16 protein-coding genes are annotated in these 16052 nt (G+C 69.0%); 3 read left to right on the top strand and 13 right to left on the bottom strand.

The window, feature by feature from the left end; all coding sequences use genetic code 11:
• Positions 1-14: 14 nt before the first annotated feature.
• From O5M90_RS18350 to O5M90_RS18310, 9 genes are read right to left on the bottom strand one after another with little or no spacing between them, the layout of a single operon-like run.
• Positions 15-611 carry a DJ-1/PfpI family protein gene (locus tag O5M90_RS18350; RefSeq protein WP_269839870.1) on the bottom strand — a complete coding sequence of 199 codons (597 nt, stop codon included), beginning with the start codon at positions 609-611 and terminating at the stop codon, positions 15-17.
• 53 nt (positions 612-664) lie between these two features.
• Positions 665-1396, bottom strand: coding sequence for an SDR family NAD(P)-dependent oxidoreductase (locus O5M90_RS18345; RefSeq protein ID WP_269839869.1), 732 nt, complete (start codon positions 1394-1396; stop codon positions 665-667).
• A 38-nt stretch (positions 1397-1434) separates the two neighbouring features.
• Positions 1435-2919, bottom strand: coding sequence for an amidase (locus tag O5M90_RS18340; protein ID WP_269839868.1), 1485 nt, complete (start codon positions 2917-2919; stop codon positions 1435-1437).
• Complete coding sequence (locus O5M90_RS18335) at positions 2916-4406, bottom strand: ABC transporter substrate-binding protein (RefSeq protein ID WP_269839867.1); 1491 nt, start codon at positions 4404-4406, stop codon at positions 2916-2918. Before O5M90_RS18335 ends, O5M90_RS18340 begins: the two co-directional genes overlap by 4 nt.
• Positions 4400-5458, bottom strand: a complete 1059-nt coding sequence (locus O5M90_RS18330) for an ABC transporter ATP-binding protein (RefSeq protein ID WP_269839866.1) — start codon at positions 5456-5458, stop codon at positions 4400-4402. The genes O5M90_RS18335 and O5M90_RS18330 overlap by 7 nt, the downstream gene beginning before the upstream one ends.
• Positions 5412-6386 (bottom strand): ABC transporter ATP-binding protein, encoded by a 975-nt coding sequence (locus tag O5M90_RS18325; protein WP_269839865.1) that lies wholly within the window; start codon positions 6384-6386, stop codon positions 5412-5414. The genes O5M90_RS18330 and O5M90_RS18325 overlap by 47 nt, the downstream gene beginning before the upstream one ends.
• Positions 6386-7210, bottom strand: a complete 825-nt coding sequence (locus O5M90_RS18320) for an ABC transporter permease (protein ID WP_269839864.1) — start codon at positions 7208-7210, stop codon at positions 6386-6388. Before O5M90_RS18320 ends, O5M90_RS18325 begins: the two co-directional genes overlap by 1 nt.
• Positions 7207-8172 carry an ABC transporter permease gene (locus tag O5M90_RS18315; protein WP_262971933.1) on the bottom strand — a complete coding sequence of 322 codons (966 nt, stop codon included), beginning with the start codon at positions 8170-8172 and terminating at the stop codon, positions 7207-7209. The genes O5M90_RS18320 and O5M90_RS18315 overlap by 4 nt, the downstream gene beginning before the upstream one ends.
• Complete coding sequence (locus tag O5M90_RS18310) at positions 8169-8915, bottom strand: GntR family transcriptional regulator (protein ID WP_262971934.1); 747 nt, start codon at positions 8913-8915, stop codon at positions 8169-8171. Before O5M90_RS18310 ends, O5M90_RS18315 begins: the two co-directional genes overlap by 4 nt.
• A 334-nt stretch (positions 8916-9249) precedes the next feature.
• Here O5M90_RS18310 and O5M90_RS18305 point away from each other — a divergent pair, with 334 nt between their 5' ends.
• Positions 9250-9903, top strand: a complete 654-nt coding sequence (locus tag O5M90_RS18305; protein WP_137943828.1) for a PEP-CTERM sorting domain-containing protein — start codon at positions 9250-9252, stop codon at positions 9901-9903.
• A 52-nt stretch (positions 9904-9955) separates the two neighbouring features.
• Here O5M90_RS18305 and O5M90_RS18300 read toward each other — a convergent pair whose 3' ends face one another.
• Together O5M90_RS18300 and O5M90_RS18295 are read right to left on the bottom strand one after the other, a co-directional pair.
• Positions 9956-12097 (bottom strand): MHFG family PEP-CTERM protein, encoded by a 2142-nt coding sequence (locus O5M90_RS18300; RefSeq protein WP_269839862.1) that lies wholly within the window; start codon positions 12095-12097, stop codon positions 9956-9958.
• Between the two features lie 244 nt (positions 12098-12341).
• Positions 12342-12596 (bottom strand): hypothetical protein, encoded by a 255-nt coding sequence (locus O5M90_RS18295; RefSeq protein WP_137943827.1) that lies wholly within the window; start codon positions 12594-12596, stop codon positions 12342-12344.
• A gap of 107 nt (positions 12597-12703) precedes the next feature.
• On the opposite strand from O5M90_RS18295, the gene O5M90_RS18290 reads away from it, so the two are divergent.
• A complete protein-coding gene (locus tag O5M90_RS18290) occupies positions 12704-13624 on the top strand; it encodes a LysR substrate-binding domain-containing protein (protein ID WP_440402233.1) in 921 nt (306 codons plus the stop codon).
• Here O5M90_RS18290 and O5M90_RS18285 read toward each other — a convergent pair.
• Together O5M90_RS18285 and O5M90_RS18280 are read right to left on the bottom strand one after the other, a co-directional pair.
• Positions 13545-14990: a heavy metal sensor histidine kinase gene (locus O5M90_RS18285; protein ID WP_137943825.1), complete on the bottom strand. Its 1446-nt coding sequence runs from the start codon at positions 14988-14990 to the stop codon at positions 13545-13547. The genes O5M90_RS18290 and O5M90_RS18285 overlap by 80 nt on opposite strands.
• A complete protein-coding gene (locus O5M90_RS18280) occupies positions 14987-15667 on the bottom strand; it encodes a heavy metal response regulator transcription factor (RefSeq protein ID WP_137943824.1) in 681 nt (226 codons plus the stop codon). Before O5M90_RS18280 ends, O5M90_RS18285 begins: the two co-directional genes overlap by 4 nt.
• 139 nt (positions 15668-15806) lie before the next feature.
• Here O5M90_RS18280 and O5M90_RS18275 point away from each other — a divergent pair, with 139 nt between their 5' ends.
• Positions 15807-16052, top strand: coding sequence for a DUF4148 domain-containing protein (locus tag O5M90_RS18275; RefSeq protein WP_269839861.1), 246 nt, complete (start codon positions 15807-15809; stop codon positions 16050-16052).

Below are 16052 nucleotides of genomic sequence, written 5' to 3'. Positions count from 1 at the left end.
CTTGGTACTGACCGTCAGCGGTCAATGTCTGGATCAGCATAGGACTTTTGGTGGCCAGCCCTGAAAGCCTGGGCTTCGGCTTCATTCAGCAGGCCCAGCCCGCGAGCCACCGCTGCGGCATAGCTCACATAGGCCCAGGGCTGTGCGGTAGTCAGCCGAGCGCCCTCATCCGTCACCAGATCGGCGCGCTCGAAGACCAAGCCCTCCCAGAACGGCGCGGTGAAGGCCACGGCCTCCGGACTGGCATGCTCCCGCGTGTAGTTGTGCGTGCCGCGCCGGCCCCGCAACAGACCGGCACTGGCCAGCACCAGATTGCCGGCGCAGATGCCGGCCAGCAAGACACCGCGCTCGGCGGCGGAACGCAGGCAGGGCGTCGCTAGCCGCTGCGGAATGATGGAACCCGGGTCGCCGCCCGGCACCAGCACCGCCGCCAGCCCGCCCGTATCGCGCGCAAGATCTGCATAACTACCCTGCGGCAGGATGCAAGCGCCCATCGAGGCCAGATGCGGCTTGCCATCTGGTGTGTAGTAACGCAATACGCTACCAAGACTCGCCAGCAGTTCGGCCGCCAACGCGATCTCGAAGAAGATACAGCCCGGATAGAGCAGCACAGCTACAGGCCTTGCCGCAGCCTTGTTTGCCGGGTCCTCCGCGTCGTCAAGACTCATATCTGCACATGCGCCGTCGACCCGCCATCGACATACCAGTTCGCCCCCGCGACAAAGCTGGCCGCCGGGCTCGAGACAAAGGCCACGACACGGGCGATCTCCTCGGGCGTGGCCAGGCGCTGCAGCGGGTTGCGCTGCACGACCTTGGCGAATTGACCCGGCTCCTCGCGCCGCACCCGGTCCCAGAAACCATCGACCACCAGGGTATCGCCGGGCGACACGGTGTTGACGCGCACGCCGGGCAGCAACCGGGCCGACAGCGACTTCATGTAGTGAGCCAGCGCCGCCTTGGCCGCGCCATAGGCCGCCGAGTTGGGCGCCGCCAGCGAGCCGGCCTTGGAGCCGATATAGGTGATGGCCGCATGCGGCGAGCGCTGCAACCAAGGCACGGCGGCCTCGGTGGCCTCCACCGTGGCGCGGATATCGCTGCGTATCGCCTGCTCCCAGTCGCCGCTGAGCGCGCTGACATTGGGCACAAAGATGTCAAAGCCGCCCAGCGAGCCCAGCCAGTCGCGCAGTGCTGGCGTGTCAGTGACATCGAGCGCGCGGGCGCTGACCCGGCCGGGCAGGCACTCCAGCGCTCGCAGCGCGGCCTCGATGCGGCCCGGATCACGCGCGCAAAACATCACCTCGCAGCCCTCGGCGGCCAAGGTGCGCACGATGGCCACGCCTATGCCCGAGGAGCCGCCGGTGACCACGGCCCGCAGGCCTTTGAGTTGCAGATCCATCGTTGTTGAACCCGATCATGCGGCGGTGCCGCGCCACATCAATACCCCGCCCTGCCCCGATTCGCCATCGGCTTGGAACGGCGGATCAGCGGTACGTCGTCAGCATCTGCGTCGGCCTCATCGTCAGCCAGCGCCTCGGGCGGCTGCGGCCAGTCGCGCTGCGCGGGCCGCATCTGCTCATAGGCCCGCGCCACTTGCAGCACGCCCAGATCGTCGAAGCGCTGGCCGATGATCTGCAGGCCGATAGGCAGGCCGGACTTGGTGTAGCCGCAGTTGATGGAAGCGGCCGGCTGCTCGCTCATGTTGTAGGGCAGCGTGAAGGCGATGTGCTCGAAGGGGCGCTGCGGGTCGTTGATCGGGCTGGCCCATTCGGCCGGGAAGGCCGGCACAGGGCTGACCGGCGACAGCACATAGTCATAGGGCTGGCAGGCCGCGACCGCCGCCTCGCGGAAGGCCGCCATCTGGCTGTAGCCATGGAACAGCTCGGCCGCGCTCAAGCTCCCGCCGGTGGACACCCAGTCGCGGATATAGGGCAGGACCAGCACCTGGCGCTCCGGCGGCAGGGCCGAGATGTCCAGCCAGGAGCGCATGCGCCAGAACTTGTCGAGGCCGTCGATCATCGCGCGCGTGCTGAATGCAGGCAGCGGCTGGACCCGGGCGCCGGCAGCCTCGAAGAGGCGCGCGGCGGCCTCGACGGCGGCGCGGGTCTCGGGCTCGACATCCAGGCCCCAGCCGGCGTCCAGCATCAGGCCGATGCGCAGGCCTTTGACATCGCGGTCCAGGCTCAGCCAATCGATGTCCTGGGCGGGCAGGCTCATCGTGTCGCGCCAATCGGGACGGGACAGCGCAGCCATCATCAGCGCGGCGTCGGTCACCGTACGCGTCATCGGGCCGGCAACGCGGCCGGCGAACGGCGGCTTGATCGGGATGCGGCCGAGGCTGGGCTTCAGGGTGAAGATGCCGCACCAGGAGGCCGGCAGGCGCAGCGAACCGCCGATATCGGTGCCCAGATGCAGCGGTCCATAGCCGGCCGCCGCGGCTGCAGCCGCGCCGGCGCTGGAGCCGCCGGGGTTGCGGTCCAGGTTCCAGGGATTGCGGGTCAGCGGATGAAAACTCGACAGCCCGGAGCTGAGCATGCCGTAGTCCGGCATCGTGGTCTTGGCCAGCAGCACGGCGCCGGCCTCGCGCATGCGGGCCGCCGGCGGCGCATCCTCGGTGGCCGGGCTCAGCACCGTGGCGGCCGTGCCCAGCGGCATCGGCGTGCCGCGCGTCGCAATGTTTTCCTTCAAGGTCAGCGGCACACCGTCCAGCGCCAGCGCCTCGCCCTTCAACCAGCGCGCCTCGGACGCACGGGCCTGGGCCAGTGCGGCCTCCGGGTCCGGCGCATAGAGCGCGCAAAGCTGCGGTTCCCACTGCCCGATATGGGCCAGCACCGCTTGCGTGACCTCGACCGGCGAGAAGGCGCGGCGGCGGTAGCCGTCCAGCAGCTCGACGGCGCTGAGCGAGAACAGCGGCGCGCTCATTCCCAGCTCAACGCCGAGATGTCGTTGACAAAGACCGGCATATCCGTCCACAAGCCCTTGAGCTGACGCTTGGCCACCGTCAGCCAGACCGGCTGGTAGAGATAGGCGTTGACCGCGTCCTGCGCCAGCAGACGCTGCGCCTCGCCCAGCAGCTTGGCGCGTTCGGCCTCGCGCGGCGTGTTGTTGATGCGCTCCAGCAGCTTGGCAAACGCCGGGTTCTCATAGCCCCAGTAATAGCCGGGCTTGGCGTAGTTGTTCAGATCAAAGGGTTCGACATGGCTGATCAGGCTCAGGTCGTACTGCTTGTTGGTGTAGACACCCGACAACCACTGCGCCCACTCGACGTTCTCTATCTTCGCGACGATGCCCACCTTGGCCAGCTGGGCCGCGACCACCTCACCCCCCTGGCGCGCATAGGGTGTGGGCGGAAGCTTCAGGCTCAGCTCCAGCGGCGTTGCCACGCCCGCCTCCTTCAGCAGCGCGCGGGCCTTGTTGGGGTCGAAGGGGTTGAGGGCGGTCGTGTCCAGATAGCCCAGCGCGCCGGGCACGTAGTGGCTGCCGATGGGCACACCGAAGCCATCGGCCGCCGCCTCGATGATGGACTTGCGGTCCAGCGCGGCGGCGATCGCGCGGCGCACCCGCACATCGTCCAGCGGTTTTTTCTTGTTGTTGATCGCCAGGATGGTCTTGGCCCGCGAACCGGCCTTGATGACCTGGAAACGCTTGTCGCTGCTGAACTGGCCCAGGCTGCGCGCCGCGGCCACACGTGGGAAGGCGTCGACATCGCCCGACAGCAGGGCCGCCACCTGGGCCGCCGGGTCGCTGATGAAGCGGAAGCTGACGCGGCGTATCTTCAGCTGCGGCGCGGCGCGGTAGCCGTCCCAGCGGGTCAGCGTGACGGCCGAGCCCTTGGCCCAGCTCTCCAGCTTGTAGGGCCCGGTGCCGACCGGCCGGGTGGCATTGCTCTCGGCACTCTTGGGCTCGACGATGATGGCCGTGGCCTGGCCGATCAGGAACAGGAAATCCGGCTCTATGGTCTTCAGGCCGATCACCACGGTGTGCGGATCGGGCGTCGCGATGAAGTCCATCGCGGCGAACAGGCGCTTGTCCTTGTTGACGCTTTTCTCGGCGGCCGCACGCTCGAAGCTGAACTTCACCGCCGCTGCATCGAAGGGCTCGCCGTTCTGGAACTTGACGCCCTTGCGCAGCTTGAAGGTATAGGTCTTCAGGTCCGGCGAGACCTCCCAGCTCTCGGCCAGCAGCGGGCTGACCTTGCCGTCCGGGCCGATCTTGCTCAGGGTCTCGAAGATGTTGTACTGGACGATCTCGGCAATCGCCGAGGCCGCGCCGGCGGTCGGGTCCAGGCCCGGCGGCTCCAGCGTCATCGCCAGCACCAGGCTGTCCTTCCTGGCCTGCGCCTGGACGCCCGCACTCAGCAGCCCCAGTGCGGCCAGACTCGTGGCCAGTATCAATTGCTTCATCAACATCTGGAATCCTCCGCTGCAATCCGGGTTTGCAAAATCTTCTCGGCATGATGGCATGCCGCGCGCTGCCCCGCCCCCAGCTCGCGCAGCAGCGGCGCCTCGGCCGCGCAGCGCGGGCTCGCATGCGGGCAGCGCGGCGCGAAGTCGCAGCCGGTGCCAGGTCTTGCCATCGGCCGTGACTGTATCGGCACTACGGCAGGCCTGCCGCGCCGCCGCTGGCCCGTCGGCCGCGCACGCGGCACCGCGTCCAGCAAGGCCTGGGTGTAGGGATGGGCGGCCAGGCGGAACAGCGCCTCGGGGCTGCCCTGCTCCACCACCCGGCCCTGGTAGAGCACGATGAGCTGGTCGCAGACATGGTCGACCACGGCCAGGTCATGGCTGATCAGCAAATAGGAGAGCCCATAGCGCTCGCGCAGGTCCTGCAGCAGGTTCAGCACCTGGGCCTGCACCGAGACATCCAGCGCGCTGACCGGCTCGTCGGCGACGATCAGCTGCGGCCGCGTCACCAGCGCGCGCGCGATCGCGATGCGCTGGCGCTGGCCGCCGGAGAATTCATGCGGATACTTGTCCAGATCGGCCTCGCGCAGGCCCACGGCCAGCAGGCTGTCGAGCACCCGCTCGCGCTGCTCGGCCGGCCCTGCGGAGGTCAGCGACACCAGGGGTTCGGCGACGATGCGGCCGACCTTGCGGCGCGGGTCCAGCGAGCCATAAGGGTCCTGGAACACCATCTGGAAGTCGCGCCGCGCCGCCCTCAGCGCGGCCGGCGGCAGCGCATGCAGGTCCTGCCCCTTCAGCAAGACCCGACCCTGGTCCGGCGTCTCCAGCGCCATCACCGCCCGCGCCAGGGTGCTCTTGCCCGAACCCGACTCGCCGACCACGCCCAGCGACTGGCCGGCCCGCAGCTCGAGATCGACACCGCGCAGCGCCTGCAAACTCGGCGCCGGCGCGAACAGGCGCTCGCGCGGCAGCCGGTAGTGGCGATGCAGGTTCTCGACCTTCAGCAGCGCATCATCGGCCACGCAACGCCTCCTCCAGATGCAGGCAGCTGACCTCATGCCCCGGCTGCGGCATGGCCAGCGCCGGCGGGCGCGTGTCAGCGCATTCGGCCGTCGCCAGCCGGCAACGCGCGCTGAAGGGGCAGCCAGCGGGCAGGTCCGCAAGCTCGGGCACGCTGCCGGCAATCGTCTGCAGCCGCGCGCCGCGCGCCATGCCCAGCCGTGGCCGGGCGGCGAACAGGCCTTGGGTGTAGGGATGGCCGATGCGCTCGAACACGGCTGCGGTCGGCCCGCGCTCAACCACGCTGCCGCCGTACATCACCAGCATCTGCCCCACGTTCTCGGCGATCACGCCGAGGTCGTGCGAGATCAGGATCAGGCCCATGCCACGCTCCTCGACCAGCTCGGCCAGCAGGTCCAGGATCTGGCCCTGTATCGTCACATCCAGCGCGGTGGTCGGTTCGTCGGCGATCAGCAGATCGGGCTCGCAGGCCAGCGCCATCGCGATGCTCACCCGCTGGCGCTGACCACCGGACAGCTCGTGCGGATAGGCCAAGGCACGCCGCCTCGCGTCGGGCAGGCCGACGCGGTCCAGCAGGCGCACCGCCTCCTCCAGCGCCGGCGCCGCGCCCCAGCCCCGGTGCAGGCGCAGCGCCTCGGCCACCTGGGCGCCGACACGGTGCAGCGGGTTCAGCGCCGTCATCGGCTCCTGGAACACCATGGCCATGCGGTTGCCGCGCAGCGCGCTGCGCTCGCGGTCACTCAGCGCCAGCAAGTCCTGACCCTGGAAGCGGATTTCGCCGCTGACCTGGGCGCTGTCGGGCAGCAAGCCCATCAGCGCCAGCGCAGTCAGCGACTTGCCGCAGCCCGATTCGCCGATCAGGCCCAGCGTCTCTCCGCGCGCCAGCTCGAAGCTCAGGCCGCGCACCGCCTCGGCCGGGCCGCGCCGGGTCTGCAGCTGCACGCGCAGGTCCTTGACTTCCAGCATCAGCGCGCCCTCGCCAGCTTGGGGTCGAGCAGGTCGCGCAAGCCATCTCCCAGCAGATTCAGTCCCAGCACCGCGGCCATGATGGCCAGACCGGGGAAAACCGCCAGCAGCGGCGCCTGGAACATCAGCGTCTGCGCCTCGGCCAGCATGCGGCCCCAGCTGGGCTCGGGCGGCTGGGTGCCCAGGCCCAGATAGGACAGCGCGGCCTCGGCGAGTATCGCCAGCGCGAACTGGATCGTCGCCTGCACGATCAGCACCGAGGCGATGTTCGGCAGCACATGCTCGACGCTGATGCGCCAGGCGCCCTTGCCGCAGGCCCGCGCGGCCAGCACATAGTCGCGCGCCCATTGCGCCTTGGCGCTGGCGCGGCTGATGCGGGCGAAGGTCGGGATGTTGTGGATGCCGATCGCGATGATGGCGTTGACGATGCCGGGGCCGAACACCGCCGTCATCATGATGGCCAGCAGGATGGCCGGGAAGGCGAAGCTGAAGTCCGAGAAGCGCATCACCGCCTCCTCGACCCAGCCGCGCCGCGCCGCCGCCCACAGGCCCAGCAGGGTACCGATGCCAAGACCGATGCCCACGGCGATCACGCCGACCAGGATGGAGTTGCGCGCGCCCAGCAGCAGCAGGCTGGCGATGTCGCGGCCCAGCGCGTCGGTGCCCAGCCAGTGGGCCGCGCTGGGCGCCTGCAGCTTGGCCGGGATGTCGATCTCGTAGGGCGGCCAGGGGGTCCAGAGCAGGGACAGCAGGGCCGCCAGCAGCAGCAGCGCGGTCAGCGCGGCGCCAAGAACAAAGCTGGGGTGTTTCAGCGCGCGCCTCATAGATCCGCCGCCTTGATGCGCGGATCGATCCAGGCATAGAGCACATCGACGACGAAGTTGACGACGATCACCATGACCGCCAGCAGCAGCACCGCATTGCGCACCACGATCAGATCGCGGTTGGCGATGGCCTGGAAGATCAGCCGGCCCAGGCCCGGCAGATAGAACACGTTCTCGACCACGATGGTGCCGGCCAGCAGATTGGCGAACTGCAGGCCCATCACGGTCAGCACCGGAATCATCGCGTTGCGCAGCGCATGGCCCCACAGCGCGCCGCGCCGGCTCAGGCCCTTGGCACGCGCGCTGCGGACGAAATCCTCGCGCAAGACCTCCAGCATCGCCGAGCGGGTGATGCGGGCCAGGATGGCCGCCTGCACCACGGCCAGCGAGACGGCCGGCAGCAGCAGGGCCTGCAGCGCCGGCCAGATGCCGCCACCATCGTCCTCGCGCCAGCCCGGGAAGCCACCGGCCGGCAGCCATTGCAGATGCACCGCGAACAGCAGGATCAGCAGGATCGCGAACCAGAAATTCGGCACCGCGATGCCCAGCTGGCTCAGGCCCATGATGCCGACATCGCCGGCCTGGTTGTGGCGCGAGGCCGCATAGACGCCGGCCGACAGCGCGATCACCGTGGTCAGCGCCATCGCGATCAGCGCCAGCGGCACGGTCAACGCCAGGCGCTCGGCAATCAGCTCGGCCACCGGCGTGCTGTAGGCGTAAGACAAGCCCATATCGCCGCGCAGCAGCAGCCCCGCCAGCCAGGCCCCGTAGCGGGTCCAGGCGCTGTCGTTGAGGCCCAGTTTTTCGGCCAGTGCGGCCACCGCCTCGGGCGCGGCATCCGGCCCCATCAAGAGCTGGGCCGCATTGCCGGGCAGCACCTCCAGCACGCCAAACACCAGCAAGGAGGCCGCCAGCAGCGTGGCGATCAGCGTGGCAAAGCGCTTGAGCAGGAACAGGCTCATGCGGCCGGGCGCCGACGCCCGATCACGGCAGGCGGCACCGTCGCGCCGTGGGGCGCGCCGCCATCCAGCTCGCGCCGCAGGCACAGAATCGTCTCGTGGATATGGGCGCGGCCCAGGCGCTCGGCGGCGTCGCCATCGCCCGAGGCAATCGCCGCGACGATGCGCTCATGCTCCGCGATGGCGGGGCCGGCGCGCTCATGGCTGATCAGCACGGCCGGCGCAAACACCTGCGAGGTCTTGCGCACCAGGGCCAGCTGGGCGTTGAGAAACTCATTGTCGGCCAGCGCGATGATGGCCGAGTGGAAGTCCACATTGAAGCGGGTGTAGTCGGCCGGCGACCAGGGCTCCAAGGTGCGGCGCTGGGCCGCGATCATCGGGTCGAGCAGCGCATGCGCGCGCTCGGCGCCGCGCTCGGCCGCCTGGCGTGCGGCCAGGCCGTCCAGCATCTCGCGCATCGTGTAGGCGTCCAGCAGCCGGCGCCGGTCGGCCCGCGCGACGCTGACGCCGCGCACCCCGTCGGCCTCGACCAGGCCCTCGCTCTGCAGCATGCGCAGCGCCTCGCGCAGCGGCGTGCGGCTGACCTTCAGGTCTTCCGACAGCTGCACCTGGCGCAGCAGCTCGCCGGGCGGGTAGAAGCCGGTATAGATGCGCTGGCGCAGCACCCGCGCTACCTCGTCGACCAGACGCACGCGGCTCTGCCATTCAAACGCTTCCGGGGCTTCCCCACCACTCACAAGATTCATCGACCGCACCGCTGGCTCTGCCTACAACAGCCGCCATTCTGACGCTAGTCGGCCGGCGCCTCGGTCGCGCGATGGACTTTGGATACAAAGTACAGACAGGGGTTTGCCCCAGGCTGGCCAGAAAACCAATGACCATGATGGATGAGCAACCGGCGTGCCGGCATCAAGCAGACCTGTCACCTGCCCCCATGTTTGTCGGTTGACTTTACAAATTCCGCCACTCGGCGCCAGGCCAAGTTACAAACAGATTACAAAACAATGACTTAGGTAAATGGCATCAAGTTTGCTTTTCTTGCTTCACCAGCCAGCCCAAAGCCAGCCAAGGAGAACAGCCATGAAGTCCCAGGTCCTTTCCAAAGCCTTGTCCAGCCCCTCGTCACTGCTTGCGGCCCTTGGCCTGGCCCTGGCGGCGACCAGCATGCCTGCTCAGGCCACCCTGACTTTGACACCCAGCTCGGTCGGCATGATCGGCGCCAATCTTGGCAACTCGAACTGCGAACCCGACTGCGTCTATTCACAGTTCGGTCTTGGCGCACCGGACGGCTCCTTGAGCCTGCTCTACAAATCGGATGTCTCGGGCGGATCAGGCCTGGGTTCAGACTCCGGAACCTTTGCAGGCAGCTACAAGACGACATTCTCGAATCCGGCCAACGACCCGGCCGATGCCTTGATCGAGTACCTCAGCGGCGCCAGCATCGCCTGCCCCGACTGCTATATGGCCATCAAGGATGGCAATCATGCCCCGTCCTACTACTTCTACGACCTGAGCGCCTGGGACGGTACCGAGAGCATCTTCCTCGACGGTTTCTGGCCCAATGGTGGAGCCATCTCGCATGTATCGATCTGGGGTCGCGAGGGTGACGATGGCGGCGGCGGTGGCAGCGGCGGCGGCGGTGGTTCCACCGTGCCGGAGCCGGGCAGCCTGGCCTTGGCAGGATTGGCCCTGCTGGGCGCGGCAGCCGGTCGTCGTCGCAAAGTCGTCGCCTGAAGTCTCAGCTTCTTCGATCAAGAAACCCGCCGGCAGGCGGGTTTCTTTGCTTTCAGAGGCTGACCTGGATGCTGATGCTGCGGGTGTTGCCGGCGGCATCCTTGGCGGTAGCACTGATGCTGTGGGCGCCGGCCTTGAGCTTGCGGGTATTCCAGCTGTAGCTGAGCGTGCCACCGTTGGCCGTGGCGACCACCTTGCCATCGATCAACAAGGTCTGCGTGATGCCGGCCGCACCAGAATCATCGGAGGCCTGCACCGTAATGCCGACCGTGCCCGACACCTTGGCGCCGTTGGCAGGGTTGCTGATGGCCACCACCGGGGGCGTGCTGTCGACCACGGTCACGGCCGGTGCGTTCGACACCATGACGGTCAGCGCCGCCGAGGCAGCGCTGTTGCCGGCCGCATCGAAGGCCTGAGCGCTCAGGCTTGCCGAACCGTTGGCCACCTTGCTGGAATCCCAGCTGAAGGCATAGGGCGCGCTGGTGTCGCTGGCCACCAGGCTGCCGTTGGCGCGCAGCTCAACCCGCACGACGCCGACGTTGTCGCTGGCATTGACATCCACCGCCACCAGGCCGCCGACCGTGCTGCCGCCCTGCGGGCCGCCGATCGCCACCGTCGGTGCCTGGGTGTCAGGCGCCTGCGCCGCCAGGCTGGCCTGGACCGCCGCCGCTGCATTGACCCGACCATGGCCGTAGAGCTTGTCGCGGCCGGCCGTGCCCAGATCCAGCGCGGTCGAGTAGAGCAGGCTTTCGATCTGGTCGCTGGCCAGCGAGGGCTTGGCCGCCATCATCAGCCCGACCACGCCGGCCACCACCGGGCTGGACAGCGAGGTGCCCCACCAGGCCTGATAGCCACCGCCGCGGGTGGTGGTCCAGATGTCCTGGCCGGGCGCGGCCAGGGTCACATAGCTGCCGTAGCTGGACCAGCTGCTGCGCTGGTCATTCGCGTCGGTGGCCGAGACCGTGATCATGCTGGTGCTCGCCCCGGTGGTTTCCTCGATGCCGGTATTGCCGGCCGACACCACCACCAGGCCGCCCTTGCTCTTCATGTACTGGGCGGCGCTGCGCACCGAGGAACTGCCGGTCACGCCGCCATAGCTGATATTGGCCACGCGCGCTCCGTTGTCGGCGGCCCAGATCAGACCCTGAGCCACCGTGCTCCAGTAGGCATAGGCATTGGCGTCGGCGATGCGCACCGGCATCAGCCGGGCCAGGCCGGCCACGGCCGCAACGCCGGTGCCATTGTTCAGCGTGGCCACCGCAGCGCCAGCGACGGCCGTGCCGTGGCCATTGACATCGGCGGTGTTCGAGTTGCCGTCGATGACGTTCCAGCCCGGCACCAGGCGCGCGGCCAGGTCCGGATGGGCGGCGTCGATACCGGAGTCCAGCACGGCAATCGTGATGCCCGCTCCCTGCGTGATATCCCAGGCCTGATGTGCACCGATCTTGCCGAGATGCCACTGGCTGCCGGCATAGGGATCGTTGACGGCCAATGCCGGCGCGACGCGCTGGTCCAGTTCGGCAAAGCGCAGCTGCGGATGCTTGCTAAGCAGGGCCTGCACGGCCTTCTCCGAGGCATTGCCGGGCAGATCGACGACATAGAGATCGCTGCGCCCCAGGCGCCGCGCCTTGCCGCCATGCAGGCCGCTGATCTTGCCGAGCTCGCCCTCGGCCAGCCCGGCCCGTGCGCCGACGATCAAACGGCCGGGCGCGTGCTGCGGCACGCCGGCGGCCGGCGGCTGTTCCTTGAGCACCTGCTGTGGGTCCAGACCGGCCAGGGTCGCCTCGGTCGAGAGCCCGGTGCGTGCCACGCGCAGCACATGACGGCCATTGAGTGTGACCAGCAGGCAGTGGCGCGCCTCGCAATAGCTCAGCGCCGGCTCCGCCATGACCGCGCTCCACTGCGAGCGATCCGGTTGCGCGCAGACTGCGTCGGCGGACATCTGCAATCCCTGCAGTTCCTGTCCATAGCTCTGGGCGCCGAACACGCCGTCGCGCCGGATCCAGACCAGCTCGTCGAAGCGCTGCCGGTCCATGCGCTGACGCAGCTTGGCGCGGAGTTCGGGCGAGAGATCCTGGAAGCGATCCACCACGGTGGCGACATCGCCATCGAAAGTCTGCTGGGAGGCGGGGTCCCAGGAACAAGTCCCGCTGCTGGCCAGACTGGCGGCCAATGCAATTGCTGTAAGCGCCATGGTGGCTGCTCCGTACAGAACGAGAGACCTGCGCGGACTCCGTGGCCCGCATCATCGCTCTCGCAAACTCCCTGTTACTGCCGGCCCGGGGTGATCAATCCCGGCCGGCGCCCAGCTTAGGGACGGGGCAACACCGGCGTCTGTAAGCCATTGTTGCTTCGCGCCATGCAGTTGACGACTTCGTGCATTAGTCCCCAAAGCACCGGCACTGGCAAGCGGCGCCCCCGCAATCCGGGGGCGCCGCTCAGAGAAAGAAATCGATGCGGTGGCTTGCCAGGTTCTCGTGATCGGCACGCCGACTACCGACGCACCACCAGCCGATATCGCGCAAGCTGCGGGCATCCAGGTCATCGAGCCGCTCGGGCTCGCTCGGGCGGGCGGCGGTGTCGAAAAGCAGCGACCACAGCCCCCGCCCCCAGCGATGCCAACGGTCAGCGAAGGATGCGGGGACGGAGCGGGCGAGCGAGTCGGCGCAAGCGCCGGTGGCAGAGTGAAGCATGGCGGATCTCCTATCGAGTGAACTCAGGATAGGTCGCCGCCTTGGGCAATGGAATTGATTGTTTTTCTCTGGTATGGTCGAAATAACTAACCAGCAGAGGGCCTGCCATGGCGCGCCTGCCGCTCAACACCCTGCCGACCTTTCGCGTCATCGCCCAGACCCAGAATCTGCGTGCGGCGGCCGAGACCCTGCACCTGACGCACAGCGCGCTGAGCCACCAGCTGCGCGCGCTGGAGACGCAGCTGGGCCATGCGCTGTTCGAGCGGCGCGGCCGCCGCCTGCTGCTCAACAACGCCGGCGAGGCCTTGCTGGCCAGCGTCAACAAGGCCCTGGCCGAGCTGGACCGCGGCGTCAGTGCGGCGGCTGCGGCGGCCGGGCTGGAGGCGCAGAGCCTGCGACTGTCGGTGCTGCCCTCGTTCGCGCAGCGCTGGCTGCTGCCGCGCATGCAGCGCTGGCGCGCCCGCCATCCGAACCTGGCACTGGAAATCAGCGCGACAGCCCAGCTCAGCGATCTGGGGCGCGAGGGTTTTCATGCCGGCATCCGCCAGGGCCGCGGCCCCTGGCCGGGGCTAGAGGCCGAGGAGCTGATAGGCACCGAGGTGCCGATGGTCGTGGTCGGCTCACCAGCAGCGGCCAAGCGCCTGGGCCTGGGCCGGCGGCGCAGCGCGGCGGACGCCGGCGCGCTCGGCGAAGAGCCGCTGCTGGGCCATGCCGAGCCCTGGGAGCAATGGTTCGCGGCCGCCGGCGTGCAGCGCACGGTCACGCCGGTGGCGCTGTTCAACGATGCCGGCCTGATGCTGCAGGCGGCCGAGCAGGACCTGGGGCTGGCGATCTCGCGCGAGATCCTGGCGATGGATGCGCTGCGCGAGGGCAAGCTGGTGCGGCTCTCGCCGCTGGCCATCCACTATGTGCATGCCAAGCCCTACCACCTGACCTATCCGCCTGCCCTCAAGACCTGGCCCCCGCTGCTGGCGCTGCGGGACTGGCTGCAGGAGGAGCTGCATCGGGGAAGCACAGCCGGAAGCTGATATCGCCGGCGGCCGGCTGGACCACCGTCGCACTGCCGCCGTGCAAGGTCATGATGGAGCGCACGATGGCCAGACCCAGGCCGCTGGAGCGGGCCGAGTCGGCGCGCGCCGGATCGGCGCGGTAGAAGCGCTCGAACAGCCGCTCCAGCAGTTCGGCCGGCAGCGGCTCGCCGCTGTTGTCGACGCTGAGCTCCCAGGCACCGGGCCGCCGCCGTGCGCTCAGCCGGACCTCGCTGCCGGGCTTGGCATGCTGCACGGCATTGGCCAGCAGGTTCGCCAGCGCGCGGCGCAGCAGCATGGTGTCGGCCTGCAGCGGCTCGCTGCCGACGACGCTCGTGAGCAGGCGCAGCCCGCGCTCCTCGGCCAGGTCCTGGAAGTAGTCGGCCTGGCGCGCCAGCTCCGCGGCCGGGTCCAGCGCCTGGCGCTGCAGCGCCACCGCGCTGTGCTCGGCGCGGGCCAGGAACAGCATGCTGTCTATCATGCGGTTCAGCCGCTCCAGCTCCTCGATGTTCGAGCCCAGCAGGGCCTGGTAATCCTCGGCGCTGCGCGGGCGCGCCAGCATCACCTGGCTCTGGCCCAGCAGATTGCCGACCGGCGTGCGCAGCTCATGAGCCAGATCGGCGGCGAACTGGTTGACCTGGGCAAAGCCCTGCTCCAGGCGCAGCAGCATCGCATTGAAGGCGGCGATCAGGCCGCGCATCTCGGCCGGGGCCGCCCGCTCGGACAGCCGGGTCGAGAGCCGCTGGGCGGTGATGCGGCCGGCTTCGCGGGCCAGGCGGCGCAGCGGGGCCAGGCCTTGCCACATCAGCCCCAGCGCCAGCGCGCCGCCCGCGACGGCGAAGAACAGCACGCTGAACCAGATGCGGCGCCGGTAGTCGGCCAGCAGCTCGGTGCGCTCATTGCAGATGCGCGCCACCGTGATGCGCACATTGCGGCCCGAACCCAGCGGCGACAGCGCTCCCACCGCGGCGGCCGGCACGCCGGCAACCGTGGTCCAGTAGCGGATATCGCCGAGGCCGGCGGCCCGTCCCAGCGGCACCGGGTCCGGCGTCGGCAGCGGCTCGTGGCCCGGATGCACGTCCAGCAGCAGGCGGCCCGCCTCGTCGTGCACCAGCACATAGACATTGCTGTCGGCACTCATCGTGTCGCGCAGGTACTGCGGCTGGTCCAGCAGCAGCCGGGGCGCGGCCGTGTGGGCCAGCAGCTGGCGCAGATGGCGCAGCTGACCCAGCAGCTGCAGATCATCGCGGCGCTCCAGCTGCTGGGCGAAGGATTGGTAGAGATAGACGCCCAGCGAGCCACAACTCAAGGCCACCAGCGCCGCGAACAGCAGACCCAGGCGCCAGCTCAGCGGCAGGCGGCTCATGGGCGCAGCTCGCAGACATAGCCCATGCCGCGCACCGCATGGATCAGCCGGCCCGGCACCGGGTCGTTGATGCGCAGGCGCAGGCGCCGCACCGCGACATCGACGACATTGGTGTCGCTGTCGAAATTCATGTCCCAGACCAGCGACGCGATCTGGCTGCGCGACAGCACCTCGCCCTGGCGCCGCATCAGCAGATGCAGCAGCGCGAACTCGCGCGCGCTCAGATGCACGCGCTCGCCGGCCCGGGTCACGACGCGCGCCGGCACGTTCAGCAGCAGATCGTCGACGGCCAGCAGCTCCTCCTCGCGCAGCGGCCCGCGCCTCAGCAGCGTGCGGATGCGGGCCAGCAGCTCGGCGAAGGCAAAGGGCTTGACCAGATAGTCGTCGGCGCCCTGTTCGAGGCCCTGGACCCGGTCTTCCAGCGCGTCGCGCGCGGTCAGGAAGATCACCGGCGTGGCCCGCGTGTCGCGGCCCTCGCGCAGCCGGCGCAGCACGCGCCAGCCGTCCATGCCCGGCAGCATCACATCGAGCACGATCAGGTCGTAGCCCTGCTGCTGGGCCAGGTGCAGACCGGTGATGCCGTCGCTCGCGACATCGACCACAAAGCCCGACTCGCCCAGGCCCTTCTTCAGATAGTCGCCCGTCTTGGGCTCGTCTTCGACCACCAGGATGCGCAAGACCTTCTCCTGTTTGCAAGGCCGCCAGCATGCCTGAAGCGCCGGAGCGGCGGATGACAGCTTTGTCATCGCGCCGTCAGCGCCCGGCCAGCGACGCCTTTCTACAGTGAGGTCTCCACTTCATGCAAAGGATCACCCGATGAACAAGCTCACCCTGATCTCCCTGTGCAGCGCCACCCTGCTGCTCGCCGGCCCCGCGCTGGCCGCGCGCGATGCTGGCGAGAAGAGCCGCGAGCAGATCAAGGCCGAGCTGGCCGAGGCCCGGCTCAATGGCACGCTGCCGGTCGGCGAGGACGGCCTGACGCCGCGCCAGCGCCACCCCCAGCTCTACCCCGCCAAGACCACGCTGGCCGCCAAGCAGGACGCGAACAGCGCCGCGCGCTGA

Origin of the sequence: Paucibacter sp. M5-1 (assembly GCF_027498415.2) — a bacterium.
Taxonomy (GTDB): Bacteria; Pseudomonadota; Gammaproteobacteria; order Burkholderiales; family Burkholderiaceae_C; genus Roseateles_E.
Note: the sequence above shows the minus strand (reverse complement) of the source record. Positions and strands in the feature narration are given on the sequence as shown.